The sequence below is a fragment of the Marivita sp. S2033 genome, from assembly GCF_046592965.1.
GTDB lineage: Bacteria > Pseudomonadota > Alphaproteobacteria > Rhodobacterales > Rhodobacteraceae > Marivita.
Map to the genome: position 1 here is coordinate 41,731 of NZ_JBISBV010000009.1, position 12,919 is coordinate 54,649.

General features: G+C 59.8%; 14 protein-coding genes and 1 other RNA gene. 5 read left to right on the forward strand and 10 right to left on the reverse strand.

Going from position 1 to position 12,919, the window contains the following annotated elements; all coding sequences use genetic code 11:
* Window positions 1-141 precede the first annotated feature (141 nt).
* On the forward strand, window positions 142-435 hold the full coding sequence (locus tag ACGKZZ_RS14245) for a 5-aminolevulinate synthase (protein WP_411224249.1): 294 nt from the start codon (window positions 142-144) through the stop codon (window positions 433-435).
* A 24-nt stretch (window positions 436-459) separates the two neighbouring features.
* Here ACGKZZ_RS14245 and ACGKZZ_RS14250 read toward each other — a convergent pair whose 3' ends face one another.
* From ACGKZZ_RS14250 to hemE, 3 genes are all read right to left on the reverse strand, one after another.
* Window positions 460-1,221 (reverse strand): ABC transporter permease, encoded by a 762-nt coding sequence (locus tag ACGKZZ_RS14250; protein WP_411224250.1) that lies wholly within the window; start codon window positions 1,219-1,221, stop codon window positions 460-462.
* Window positions 1,218-2,153, reverse strand: a complete 936-nt coding sequence (locus ACGKZZ_RS14255; protein ID WP_411224251.1) for an ABC transporter ATP-binding protein — start codon at window positions 2,151-2,153, stop codon at window positions 1,218-1,220. The genes ACGKZZ_RS14250 and ACGKZZ_RS14255 overlap by 4 nt, the downstream gene beginning before the upstream one ends.
* Before the next feature lie 112 nt (window positions 2,154-2,265).
* Entirely contained in the window at window positions 2,266-3,300 is a 1,035-nt protein-coding gene (hemE, locus tag ACGKZZ_RS14260; protein WP_411224252.1) for a uroporphyrinogen decarboxylase, read from the reverse strand.
* Between the two features lie 100 nt (window positions 3,301-3,400).
* Between hemE and hemC the strand changes: the two genes are divergently transcribed.
* Window positions 3,401-4,351: a hydroxymethylbilane synthase gene (hemC, locus tag ACGKZZ_RS14265; RefSeq protein ID WP_411224253.1), complete on the forward strand. Its 951-nt coding sequence runs from the start codon at window positions 3,401-3,403 to the stop codon at window positions 4,349-4,351.
* A gap of 10 nt (window positions 4,352-4,361) precedes the next feature.
* On the opposite strand, the gene ACGKZZ_RS14270 is transcribed toward hemC, so the two are convergent.
* The 3 genes from ACGKZZ_RS14270 to nudC are packed head-to-tail and all read right to left on the reverse strand — an operon-like array spanning window position 4,362 to window position 6,637.
* Complete coding sequence (locus ACGKZZ_RS14270) at window positions 4,362-5,165, reverse strand: DUF4198 domain-containing protein (RefSeq protein ID WP_411224254.1); 804 nt, start codon at window positions 5,163-5,165, stop codon at window positions 4,362-4,364.
* On the reverse strand, window positions 5,162-5,629 hold the full coding sequence (locus ACGKZZ_RS14275) for an SRPBCC family protein (RefSeq protein WP_411224255.1): 468 nt from the start codon (window positions 5,627-5,629) through the stop codon (window positions 5,162-5,164). Before ACGKZZ_RS14275 ends, ACGKZZ_RS14270 begins: the two co-directional genes overlap by 4 nt.
* 39 nt (window positions 5,630-5,668) lie before the next feature.
* Complete coding sequence (gene nudC / locus ACGKZZ_RS14280) at window positions 5,669-6,637, reverse strand: NAD(+) diphosphatase (protein ID WP_411224256.1); 969 nt, start codon at window positions 6,635-6,637, stop codon at window positions 5,669-5,671.
* A 128-nt stretch (window positions 6,638-6,765) separates the two neighbouring features.
* Between nudC and ffs the strand changes: the two genes are divergently transcribed.
* Window positions 6,766-6,864, forward strand: an RNA gene (ffs, locus tag ACGKZZ_RS14285) — signal recognition particle sRNA small type.
* On the opposite strand, the gene ACGKZZ_RS14290 is transcribed toward ffs, so the two are convergent.
* The 4 genes from ACGKZZ_RS14290 to thyX form a co-directional block, all read right to left on the reverse strand.
* A complete protein-coding gene (locus tag ACGKZZ_RS14290) occupies window positions 6,864-7,379 on the reverse strand; it encodes a protein-tyrosine phosphatase family protein (protein WP_411224257.1) in 516 nt (171 codons plus the stop codon). The two genes, ffs and ACGKZZ_RS14290, sit on opposite strands and share 1 nt — an antisense overlap.
* Window positions 7,380-7,381: 2 nt before the next feature.
* The gene (locus tag ACGKZZ_RS14295) at window positions 7,382-8,215 is read right to left on the reverse strand and encodes a neutral zinc metallopeptidase (RefSeq protein WP_411224258.1); all 834 of its coding nucleotides are present in this window, start codon (window positions 8,213-8,215) and stop codon (window positions 7,382-7,384) included.
* A 63-nt stretch (window positions 8,216-8,278) separates the two neighbouring features.
* Window positions 8,279-9,070, reverse strand: coding sequence for an inositol monophosphatase family protein (locus ACGKZZ_RS14300; protein WP_411224259.1), 792 nt, complete (start codon window positions 9,068-9,070; stop codon window positions 8,279-8,281).
* Between the two features lie 204 nt (window positions 9,071-9,274).
* Window positions 9,275-10,180 (reverse strand): FAD-dependent thymidylate synthase, encoded by a 906-nt coding sequence (gene thyX / locus ACGKZZ_RS14305; protein ID WP_411224260.1) that lies wholly within the window; start codon window positions 10,178-10,180, stop codon window positions 9,275-9,277.
* A 220-nt stretch (window positions 10,181-10,400) separates the two neighbouring features.
* On the opposite strand from thyX, the gene ACGKZZ_RS14310 reads away from it, so the two are divergent.
* Window positions 10,401-11,513 (forward strand): hypothetical protein, encoded by a 1,113-nt coding sequence (locus ACGKZZ_RS14310; RefSeq protein WP_411224261.1) that lies wholly within the window; start codon window positions 10,401-10,403, stop codon window positions 11,511-11,513.
* A gap of 367 nt (window positions 11,514-11,880) precedes the next feature.
* Window positions 11,881-12,915, forward strand: coding sequence for a hypothetical protein (locus tag ACGKZZ_RS14315; protein WP_411224262.1), 1,035 nt, complete (start codon window positions 11,881-11,883; stop codon window positions 12,913-12,915).
* Window positions 12,916-12,919: the final 4 nt, after the last annotated feature.

Below are 12,919 nucleotides of genomic sequence, written 5' to 3' on the forward strand. Positions count from 1 at the left end.
GCCCTGCCCTCGGACCTCACGCTTTTTTCACACGCGAAATTATCGCTGAATGATGAAAATCGTGTTAACATAATAGATATTTTATTGTTCATTCCCGGTGAAAAAATGGTTGCTCTAGATCTTGTGTCCAGCAAAACCGCGTTGGCTATAACCGCAGGCGTGGGATATGCCATCGCCACTTTGCTGATGAAGATTGCGTCGGACAAACTCACGCTGATCGTTCTGTGCGCAATCGGTATCGTGTTGATTGTGGTGGTTGCCTCAGAGGTCTTGCTTCTGCGCCAGATTGACCTCGGAATGGCATATATCGCCATCATTGCCACGGAGACGCTGCTGGTCCTGGCGGCAACGTTCCTTGTCGGTCAGCCACTCACATCGCGTGAGATGTTCGGCGGCGCGCTTGTCGTCACCGGTGCCGCTCTGGTCGCGTTCTGAGCGCATGTGTATCGCTTCGGTGCCTCAGGTTCTGATCCGCCAGCCGGTTTTGAAGATCCACCAGATGATCCCGAGACACAGCGCCGTGAAACCTGCAATCGCGAGCAGGCTCAGCCCGATGGGCACGTCCGCAAGGCCGAAAAACGCCCACCGGAAACCCGAGACAAGATAGACCACCGGGTTGAAGAAGGAGATCGTCTGCCAGACCGGCGGCAGCATGGAAATCGAATAGAACGAGCCGCCGAGAAACACCAAGGGCGTCACGATCAAGAGCGGAATGAGCTGTAGTTGTTCGAAGTTTCCGGCCCAGATGCCGATGATGAACCCGAACAGTGCAAAGCTCAGGCAGGTCAGCACCATGAAGGCCAGCATGGCAAAAGGGTGCTGGATGTGGAGATCCACAAACAACGCAGAGGTGGCGAGGATCACCACCCCGATAAAGAATGCCTTGGTCGCAGCCGCGCCGACATATCCCAGAACGATTTCCAGAAAGTTGATCGGCGCCGATAAAAGTTCGTAGATTGTGCCGATGAATTTCGGGAAATAGATGCCGAACGACGCGTTCGAGATCGCTTGCGTGATGACACTCAGCATGATCAGCCCCGGCACGATAAACGCGCCATAGCTGACCCCTTCAACCTGGTCGATCCGGCTTCCTATGGCGGCGCCGAAGACCACGAAATACAGCGAAGTCGAGATCACGGGCGACACGAAACTTTGCAGAAGTGTCCGAAAGAACCGTGCCATTTCAAACACATATATCGCGCGGATGGCCTGCCAGTTCATGCCGCATCCTCTTGGTCGCTGACCAGCCCGACAAAGATGTCCTCGAGCGAATTCTGGCGCGTTTGCAGATCGCGCAGCACCAGCCCGGCCGCGCTGAGGTCGCCGATCAACGACGCCATGCCGGTTCTGTCCTGCGTTGCGTCGTAGGTGTAAACCAGCACCAGACCGTCCTCTTCCAGGCGCAGACCGCGCCCCGTCATGCTCTCGGGTATGGCGTTGATCGGCTGCTGCAACTCGATCCGCAACTCCTTCTGCCCAAGCCGCGTCATCAACGCGTCCTTGGCCTCGACCAGCAGAATCTCACCCTTGTTGATCACCGCGATCCGGTCGGCGATCGCCTCGGCTTCCTCGATGTAATGCGTGGTCAGAATGATGGTCACTCCATCGCGCTTGAGTTGCGCCACGATATCCCACATGTCTCGGCGCAATTCGACATCGACGCCCGCGGTGGGTTCGTCCAGAAACAAAACGCGCGGCTCATGAGCCAGCGCCTTGGCGATCAGAACGCGGCGCTTCATGCCGCCCGAAAGCTCCATGATGCGACTGTCGCGCTTGTCCCAGAGCGAAAGCTGACGCAGAATTTTCTCAAGCAACGCGTCGTTCTTGGCCTTGCCGAACAACCCGCGCGAAAATTTGACCGTGTTCATCACCCGCTCGAACGGCTCGAGGTTGATCTCCTGCGGCACCAGCCCGACCAGTGACCGCGATCCGCGATACTCCTCCACGACGTCATATCCACCGACGTGAATGTCACCCGAACTGGCGCGCGTGATGCCGCAAATCGTTGAGATAAGCGTCGTCTTCCCCGCACCGTTGGGCCCGAGCAGGGCAAGGATTTCACCGTCTTCAATATCAAGGGACACGGAGTTGAGGGCGCAAAACCCGTCGGCGTAGGTTTTGCTGACTTCGTTGATTTGAACCATCGCGGGCATCGGTCGACCTTTGTAAAAGGAGAGCCGTTAACCTAGCCCCGCTTTGGCTGAACGCAACGGACAAAGCTGTGCACCAATAAGATGCAAGCTGTGCGCACGGCATTGCGGCCGGTTACATGCCGCGCACGGTCTCGATCATCAGCTTGACGTTTTCGGGGTCCGCATCCGGAGTGATCCCGTGCCCCAGATTGAAGATATGCGGCCCACCCGACAGCGCTTTGACGACCTTGCGGGTTTCGTCCACCAGCGCTTGTCCGCCCGTGACCATGTGCTTGGACGCCAGATTGCCCTGCACACAGCCACCCGCCTGCACATGCTCGGCCACCCATTCCGGGCTGACACTGTCATCGACAGCAACACAATCCGCGCCCGTGGCCGCGTGAAAGCCGATATACTTGTCACCTGCCTGACGCGGGAACACGATCACCGGCGTCCCGGGATGGCGGCGCTTGATTTCTTCGGTGATGATCTTTGTCGGGCGCAACGCGTAGCGGTCAAAATCGTCACCTTCGAGAGAGCCGGCCCAACTGTCGAAAATCTTCACCACCTCCGCGCCCGCGTCGATTTGCGCTGACAGATAATCAATGGTGCCTTCGGTGAGACGGTCGATGATCGCCTCGAACACGGGGCGGTTTTCATCCTTGAGCTTGTGCGCCGGGCCTTGATCGGGCGTGCCTTTGCCTGCGATCATGTAGGTTGCCACCGTCCAGGGCGCACCTGCAAAGCCGATCAGCGTGGTCTCTTTCGGCAATTCGCGGCGCAGGATGCGGATGGTTTCATAGATCGGGTTGAGCGTGTCATGGATCATCTCGCCCTGGCCCAGCTTGTCGAATTCGGCTTGCGTTGTGATCGTCGACAGTCGCGGCCCTTCGCCGGTGACGAACCACAAATCCGCGCCCAGCGCCTGCGGCAGCAGCAGGATATCGGCAAACAGGATCGCGCCGTCAAAGCCGAAGCGGCGGATCGGTTGCAACGTGACTTCGGCCGCCAGTTCGGGGTTGTAACACAGCGACAGGAAATCGCCCGCCTGCGCGCGAGTCGCCTTGTATTCGGGCAGATAGCGCCCCGCCTGACGCATCATCCAGATCGGCGGGGTGGGAAGCGTCTCGCCTGCAAGCGCACGCAGAATGGTTTTCGTCTCGGCCATGATACATTCCTTCACTTTAAGGCTCGGATCTCCCCTTGGCGGCGATAAGTCAAGCCGGGCCCTGTTGTCAGGACAAGATTACGCGCCTAAAGGAGGGCTTATGACGATTGAATTACCCAGCCCCGCCAAACCGCTCAATATCGGCACCCGTGGATCGCTGCTCGCGCTCGCGCAAGCCAACGAGACCCGCGAACGACTTGCGGAGGTGTTCGATCTTCCGTTCGAGGCGTTCACCATCGTCGTCATCAAGACGACCGGCGACCGGATCATCGACCGACCGCTGAAAGACATCGGCGGCAAGGGCCTGTTCACCAAAGAGATCGAAGACGCCATGTATGCAGGCGAGATCGACATCGCCGTGCACTCGATGAAGGACATGCCGGTGGAGCAGCCAAAGGGGCTGATACTCGATTGCTACCTGCCACGCGAAGATCCGAGAGATGCGTTTATCTCGCCCGAATACAGCTCCATCTCGCAACTGAGCGAGGGCGCGATTGTCGGCACCTCATCGCTGCGGCGACGCGCACAATTGCTCAATCGGCGGCCCGACCTCAACGTTGTCGAGTTTCGCGGCAACCTCCAGACGCGGCTGAAAAAACTCGACGACGGCGTCGCATCCTGCACCTTTCTTGCGATGGCCGGGCTGAACCGGCTGGCGCTGGACGATGTGCCGCACACGCCAATTGATACCGACGACGTTCTGCCAGCAATTGCCCAAGGGGCGATCGGCATCGAGCGGCGCGACGATGACAGCCGCGCGGCAGAGATGCTGGCGGCGATCCACGACACGCAAACCGGCCAGAGACTGGCCGCCGAGCGGGCCTTTCTGGCCAAGCTCGACGGCTCGTGCGAAACACCGATTGCAGGCCTCGCCGAACTTGACGGCGATACGCTCCATCTGCGCGGTGAAGTGTTGCGCCCCGACGGGTCTGTGTCTCATGCCGACGAGATCAGCGGGCCGATTTCCGACGGTGCCAAGATGGGCACGGCGCTGGGGCAAACCCTGCTCGAACGCGCCGGACCCGGTTTTTTCGACTGGCACACGTCCTAGACGCCAGACCTCATTCGGGCACTGCAAAGGTCAGCGATGCCCAGAGCGATTCCCAGACAGGAGCGCCGGTCTGCGCCGCGTCCACTGGCCGCAGAACAACCGCGTCGACCAGGTAGGCATGCCCGGCCTGCACCGGCAAGACAGCCCGCCCGGCCTCGTCGGTCCGGTGTAGGGTCACCTCGACACTGCCGTCGGGGGCCTTGGAAAACAGCTCGACCTGCACGTCGGCGCGCGGCGCGCCGTTATACAGCACGCGCACCGGCATCCCATCTCCCAACGCGTCGGTATAGGGATTGGCATCCGCCACGATCTCGGTCGTCAGCCCCATTTCGGCGTCGGCACCTCGACCCTCTCCCACGGCGATCAGGCTCTTGGCGTACCGGCTATACTGCTCGACGAAGCCCGTTTGCGGCAACCCGCGCGCCAGATGGTCCGACGCGGCGTTCGCGAAATCCTTGTGCTCCACAAAGTTCAGAAACTTCTGCCAGTCGCGATAGGTCAGCGTGTAGTCGCGCGTCTGGTGGACGACGACGCAAAGCCCGTCCTGCGGTGCATCCACCGTCAATGCCGGGCGATCTCCCGCGCGCCCTGCAACCGCTTGCGTTTCGCCGCTGCAACTCAGGTCGAAGCGCTCGAAATTGCGCGGCAGGTAAGCCTGCACCGCGCCGCCGAATGTTTCACCGACCTTCAGATCTGCCCGCATCGGCGCCCCCGGTGCCACCTGATACGCCTCTGGCTCGATCCAGAATTCATGTGCGTTCACCACCACCGGCAACGTCGTCGTCACCAGCGCAATCACTCCGAACCAATTCATACCGATCTCGTCGCTTTCAATTCGATTTCGCGCGCATAATGCGTCATTCGCTTCTTCAATTTTCGGTTGATCGAGGACCGCGCCAGCTTCAACGACTGAACGAGAAGGCGCGAGGATAAAGATTTCGGCATCATCTTGAAGGCGACGTTGACCCGCGTGCGCCCGGGAGAAAGCGGCACCAGTTCGATCTGCGTGTCGGTCTCAAGCCCGCCCGACGCTCCACTGAACCGCAGGAAGTTCAGTGGTTCAAACGCCGCAAGCTGGATATCGGCCTCGCGTTCCTTGCCGCGAAACCGGAATTTTGCCACCCAACCCTCGCCGGTTTCGGGCATCGCCCCTCTGAACTTGCGACGTACCTCGATGCCACGTCGCAAGGCCTGCCGTTCCAGCACATCGAATGCGATCAGCTCGGCAAACACATGATCAATCGGTGCAGCAACATCTTCGATTGCCGTAACTTGCATCGTGGGCTTCCTTTTGGTCCGTCAACGTTCAGAGTTGCGTCATTCAAGCGTATCGGCAAGCCAATTGCGCAACAAAAAATGTGCGATGGCTCCTTTTCGGGCTGGCAGCAACCCGTCACGGCGCCCGGCAAAGGCATCCATGATCTCTTCCCGACTGACCCACATCGCGTGCTCGATTTCGACCGGATCGATGGTGATCTCGTCGCTCAGCGCAAGAGCGTGACAGCCAAACATCAAGGAGGCCGGAAATGGCCAGGGTTGGCTCGACAGATAGCGCACCTCGCCGATGCGCACCCCCGTCTCTTCGCGCACCTCCCGCCGCACTGCGGCTTCGATCGCCTCGCCCGGTTCGACGAACCCCGCAAGGCACGAGTACATGGCCGGTGGCCATCCCGGAGACCGCCCCAAAAGCACCTTGTTGCCACGTGTGACAAGCATGATGACGACCGGATCAGTGCGCGGGAAATGATGCGCGCCACACTCCGGGCACACCCGTTGCCAACCCGATTGCGTCACCTCGCTTTGCGCACCGCAGCGGGCGCAGAACCCGTGTGTCTCGTGCCAGCCGATGATGGCCTTTGCGGTGGCAGCTAGTTCGGCGTCGCGCGGGCAAAGCGAGGTCATGACGCCGCGCAACTCGCCAAACACATGGTCTGCCGTGGTGGAAGGATGACGTTGTTCACTCGAATCGACAAAGGCCCCGACCTCGGCCGTGTCACCGTCCGGTTCCCAGGCCGAGATATCATGCGCAAAACGCACCGCGCCGTCCTCACGCCCCAGCAAGACAGGCGCACTCCGGGCCTCCTTGAGGATCGCGTGATCGAGCGGCAATCGCGCCAACTGGCGGGTTCGACCGTCGCCGACCAAGAGCGGCTTGCCTTTCCAGAGAACAATGGTGCGGCTCTCGGGCGCGTGCAGTGCTGCGGCAAGCGCCGGGATATTGCCTCTGATTTCCGCCGCCCGATCAAGGCCGGAGCCCCCGAACGTCACATATTCCGCATTGCGCATGACGCGCGCGCCTCCCGTTCCGTGTCTCCTTGCGATGCCATGCGTCATGGGAAAGCGCAACGCGGATCCCGAAAAATGACGCGCCCGACGGCCTTGCAATTCGCCGCGCCCCCCCTTATTTGAAGCATTGAGAGGTTGGCGCGGGCGAGCGCCTCGCCAACCCGGTCAGGTCCGGAAGGAAGCAGCCGTAACGAGCCCCGCTTGGGTCGTTGTCCAGCCTCTCACCCTAGCTGTTCTCATCATGACGCAAGAAAACCGCCGGCTCCCGCCTGGCGCGTTTTGCCCAGCGCATCTGGGATGATGTTTCCACGGCACAGGGCCGGATTGCCCGCAATCTTTCCAAGGCGTCATCTGCCGCTTCTCCGACTTCGATCATCAGCCGCAAGGCCACCATCCCCGAACGCCCGCATCCGCTGCGGCAATGCACCAGCACCCGGCCTCCGCCCATCAAGGCGCGACGCGCATTGACGCTGAACCTTGGCCACGCGGTTTGGAAGGTCGCGTCGGGCGCGCTGAAATCCTGGATTGGAAGATGTTCCCATCGCGCGCCTGCATCCATCAGATCGCGGCCCAATGAGGATGCCCCGGCAGCGACCAGTTCGACATCGGTCACAAGTGTCAGGACAAGCGCCGGAGTCCATTCCACGAGATGCTGCACATCATCGGCATAGTTGCTCGTGCTTCCGGGAATGGACGACATCGCAAGGATGCCATTTCCAACGGGCAACGCGTAGACAATCATGGCTACAACTGATCGGCGCCGAACGTGTCGCAATCGCGAATTGCGCCGCTTCGATACCCCGTGGCAAACCAGCGGGAGCGCTGCTCTGATGTTCCATGTGTAAACGTGTGGGGCTGCGGCACGCGGCCCGCGCGACGTTGCAGATGATCGTCCCCGATCATCCTCGCGGCGTTCAGTGCTTCTTCCATGTCGCCCGGTTCCAACAGCCCGTCAACCGACCGCGCCCAGACACCGGACAGGCAATCGGCCTGCAGTTCCAGACGGACCGTCAAGGCGTTGGCGCGCGCCTCGCCGGCAGCCTGACGACGCTCGTTGACCTGGCCCAAAATCCCGAGTTCATTCTGCACGTGGTGCGCAACTTCGTGCGCGATCACATAGGCTGCCGCGAAATCCCCCCGGGCACCCAACTGACGCGCGAGCGTGGCAAAGAACGCCGTATCGAGATACGCTTTTTCATCCGCCGGGCAATAAAATGGCCCCGTCGCTCCGCTGGCGTTGCCACAGGGCGATGACGTCACGCCCGAGAACAGCACCAGCACCGGGGGCTCGTAGGATTGGCCGACCTGAGTCTGGAAGACATTGCTCCACACCTGTTCGGTGGTGGCCAACACGCGCGAGGTGAATTGCGCCGCGCGCTCTTCCTCGGGGCTTATATCACGCGACGTCTGCGCGGATTGCGGCGTTTGCTGCAAGAGCGGTGTGACATCGATGCCGGCAAAGTAGCCGATCGCGAGAACCACGAGAAGTCCGACGCCGCCAAGGCCCGCCTTCGCGCCACCGCTGCTGCGGCGGCGGTCTTCGATATTGCGGCTGCCGCGAATTCCACGAAGGCGCATGTCCCGTCTCCCTCTCCCTCGGAAGACATGATACACAACGCGCGATGCGCTGACAGCCCCCGATCAGTCGGTGCCGCGGATCGTGCTGGCGAGCGCGGAAAACACCTGGTTGTTGGCGGCCAGAACGGTGCCGTCTTCCAGTGGTTTCTGCCCGTTCCGCACCCCTTCGATCAGCGCCCCCGCTTCGGACGCAACCAACAGACCGGCGGCAAGTTCCCAGACCTTGGCCTCCCGCTGCCAGAAACCTTCGAGCCGCCCCGCCGCCACATACGCCAGATCAAGCGCGGCCGATCCGGATGCCCGCAGGCCCGAGCATTCCGGCATCACGCGGGCGAGGTCTTTCAGGGTTGCCGGCAAGGTCCGTTTGACACCATGCGGAACACCATGGCCGAATACGGATTCAACCATTTTAGCGCGGTTCGACACCCGAACCCGTTTATTGTCGTTCAGCCACGAGCCCCGGCCCTTTTCGGCATAAAACATCTCATCCTTGGCGGGGTCGAAAACAACCGCCGACACGATCTGGCCCTTGTGTTCCAGCGCGATCGTCACTGCAAAATGCGGCTGCCCGTGCAGGTAGTTGGTGACACCGTCCAACCCGCTGACGATCCAGCGGCGCGTCGGATCTTCGCCTTCAGTCTCGTTTGACGGATCAAGCCAGCCATATGTGGCGCGCACCCCAGCGAGATCGTTGCGCAGAATCTCCAGCGATGCCACCGCAGCGCGTTCGACAAAGTCTTCGGCGCTCTTGACCGAGGTTTGAAGATTTTCGACTTCGCGAAAATCCTTGTTGAGCGACCGACCCGCCTTGCGAGCGGCCTTGATCATGATGTTGAGATTTGCACTGCCCTGCATCCTGGGCCTCCGGCTATTCGGGGTAAGACCGGGCGTATATGCGCGCGCTGCGCCAATGCCAAGGGGGCGCGGCGACGAACATGTTCACAGGGGCTGATGCCTTGACGCTCGCTCCTTGTTGTATCTTCGACTTCAACCAAAGCTCGCTCAGCTTTGTGAAGAAATCGTCAATATCGGAAAAAACTTCCAGTGCACGAAGCGAGATCAACCGATGGCGGCCTCGAATTCCCGCCATTCACCCTTGGACATCCCCGAATTTTCCTGTGTGACCGTCTCCCCTTTCAGCATGCGCCGCACACAATCCAGAGCGGTGCCCGACAAGGTCGCGCCGCCCATCCGGTAATCTTCGAACGCGCGATACGCAAACGGCACCCAATCAGCGACCACTTTACATATCTCGTCGGCGTAAACCCTTATTTCATACTGCGCATGCGAATCTGCGCGCAGACGAAGAAAATGGAGCAGGTTGTGGAGATCGACTTTCCAATACCATTGCGTGTAGATATTCGCGGGCAGGTTCATACGCGCCAACTCGCGGGCCAGACCCTGTTGGCCGTCCTGGCTGATCATTTCCTCGTAATGATCATAGCAGCGCATCGCGTCATCGCGCAGCAGGCGCAGCACGCGGTCCGCCTCCTCGCCCTCCAATGCCGCGCCGCGGCCCTGGTTGTTGACCACCGATTGCGCATTCAGGTGTTCGGGCGAAGGAATGTAGAATTCCCGATCCAGAATCGAATATCGCGCGGAGTATTCGTTGACATTGGCAGTCCGGTGCCGAATCCACTGCCGCGCCACGAAAACCGGCAGTTTGACGTGCAACTTGATTTCGCACATCTCGAACGGAGTCGAATGCCAGTGGCGCATCAGATACCGAATCAGGCCTTCGTCGTTCTGCACCGATTTCGTGCCCTTGCCGTATGACACGCGCGCCGCCTGACAGATCGCGGCATCGTCGCCCATGTAATCCACGACGCGGACCAACCCGTGATCCAGCACGGGATAGGCCGTATATAGATGACGCTCCATTCCCTCGCTGACGGCGCGCAGGGTCTGCCGAGGGCTTTTGCGCTGCTCTTCGATTTCGGCTTGTTGTTCCGACGACAGGGGCACGGCGCTTCCTTTTCCGCTGAGATGAGTCGCAGGCGACTGTACTGCGCCTGCATATTGCCGCCAAGCCGGTCACGACCGCTAAATCTGGGAACGTGTATCTGCGCCGCACTGCCCGGATTTTTACATGCGCGATGCGCGGCGCCCGTTGACTTTCACCAGAGGCTGCCGGACTTTCGGGTCAAGTCAAAAAACTCAAAACCAGCCCGAGGCAGAATTTTCGATGACCCGCACCCTTCTCTTGATCCTATGCCTCGGCCTCGTTTCCGCCTGCGACAGCGGTGGCGGAGATGTCCTGCAAACTCCCGATGATGAGCAGACCGGCAACGGATCGAACGGAGATGGCGACGGCGATCAAGATGGCGCGGGTGGGGGCCCGATCGACAGTGACAAGGAACTGCCACCGGGGACAGAGACTCCCAATCCAAGCGAGACAATTTTTCGCCGCGAACCTTTTGATGCGGAGCGGGGCGACGGTTATCTCAGAGAGGTCCGCTACAACGCTGATGACGATACGTTTTTCGTGGAAGGTCTTGGCTTTGACGGCAGTCAACCAGATGGTGCCGCATTCTCGCGCTCAGCCTTCGGACAACTGGGGTCACGATATGCACTGTATGAGGCGCCTAGAATCTTCAATGATTCAGTTACTGGAACCCCGATCAACCAATTGGCGCATAGGGCGCTTTATGGCGTAAGCCCCTCCGGCCAAACCGAATTTGCGATAGTGCGGACCGGTGGCTACATGAATTACGGTTTCGGAGGCTTCATTTACCAGCGTAACGGCGACGTCGTTCTGCCAGCCGAAGGGCAAGGCACGTACAAAGGAGACTACGGCGCGGTCCGCGATTTCGATGGCAGAGGCGGTTTGGAATATACCGATGGCATCGCCGAAATCGACATCGACTTTAGTGGTTTTAGAGGGAATTGTGTGAGTGCGGAATGCGACAATGCCGTTAAAGGGACAATCAGCGGACGGCGTTTGTTCGACGTCAACGGCAATGACATTACGCGAGTTTACCTAGACGCTCTCAGTGCGCAAAATGGGGGTGTTGCATTGAGTCAAATGCCGGTCGTCTCGTTTGAGGTCGGCCCAAACGTGGCCGATAGGAACGGAGAAATCTCCGGCACGGTCTTTACCGCATTGAACTCGAATGACGGGACTTCCATCACATCCAATTTAGCAGAAGGCGGCAGCTACTACGCGGTCATGTCCGGAGATCACACTTCGTTGCCTGGAGGCGAAATTGTCGGAGTCGTCGTCTTCGAAAATGACGACCCGCGTTACGAAGGAGTCACTGTCAGGGAGACTGGTGGATTTGTCGCGGTGCGGCGTTAAGAAATTTTCGCTTATGTCCTTGAAAAGACATATACTTTCCAATCCGAGAAGACTTATTGCGCTTTGCGTATTGTTGGTCATTGCATCGGCCGCGGCAGCAGACGAAAATTTTGGACGTTTCACTCCCGAACAAATCCGAGAACGAGCAGTGACCGCGGATGCGGTACAGTCACCACGCGAAGCTGAATTTTGGGCTGATGTACTGCTCTTGCGAAATTCAGATGACGTTCAGGCGCTGATCATCAAGTCACGCGCAACACGAAACCTTGGTGATACTAAAACGTCTCTCGATGCGTCACTGGCTGCTTGGAAGCACTCGGAGACGAGAGATCAGCAACATAATTCGGCAGTCAGCCGCGCCCAAGCCTTGTCTTCGGCTGGCCGACGCACATCGGCTCAACTCTGGCTGCGCCGCGCGATCCAGTTGGCGCCGAATGACGCGCTCAAGGACCGCGCGGCGCAGGATTTGCGATACGTGAGGGCACAGAACCCGTGGTCGACGTCGTACACCTTTTCGATCGCGCCGAGTTCGAACATCAACAACGGAAGTCGGAACGAAACGTCAGAGCTGTTCGACCTTCCCTTTGAGTTCGAGCTGGGCGGCGAGGCGCGGGCGTTGTCCGGTGTCGAGTTCCTGACGGGTTTGCGCACGCAATACCGCGTCGTCTCAAATTCGCGCAAGCGCACGGACCTTCTTTTGGGTCTGTCCCATCGCACCTATACTCTCAGCGATGAGGCCAAGAAGATTGCGCCCGATGTGGACGGGTCGGACTTTGCGACGAGTTCCATCTATGTCGGATTGCAGGAAAATTATGCCCTTTCCAGTGGCAAAGCCCAGCTCGGCTGGGATTTCGGTATCGGCCGCACTTGGTATGGCGGTGATCCGCTTTTCGATTACACCCGCATCGGAGCGTCGTTCCGCAGAGCCGCTGGGCCGCGCGGACTACTGGACCTTTCGCTGCGGCGCGAAGGCCAGGACGGGCAAAATGGCCGCGACGATGCCACCATCTGGACCGCACGGGTCGGTTACGGCATGGCCTTGGGCAACGGTGACCGTCTTCTGCTGTCACTTGGCGGCACCGACTCGCGAAGTGACGGTGACTACCTTGATTATACGCAACGCGAAATCGCTGCGCGCTACAGTCTGGCCAAACCCGTCGGACCGGCGCAGCTCGACTTTGGCCTGTCATACTCGGACAAGCGTCACGATGAATCGAGCCTGACCAGCGATGGTCGGCAGGAACATTCGGTTCAGGCCACGGTGACGGCGGCGCTTCCGGAACTGGATTTTTACGGCTTCATCCCCACCCTCACCTTCAACGCCGAACGAACAGAGGCCAATATCGACCTTTACGAGACGGAGACCTACGGTGTGCAACTGGGTATTCGATCGGCGTTCTAGCCCT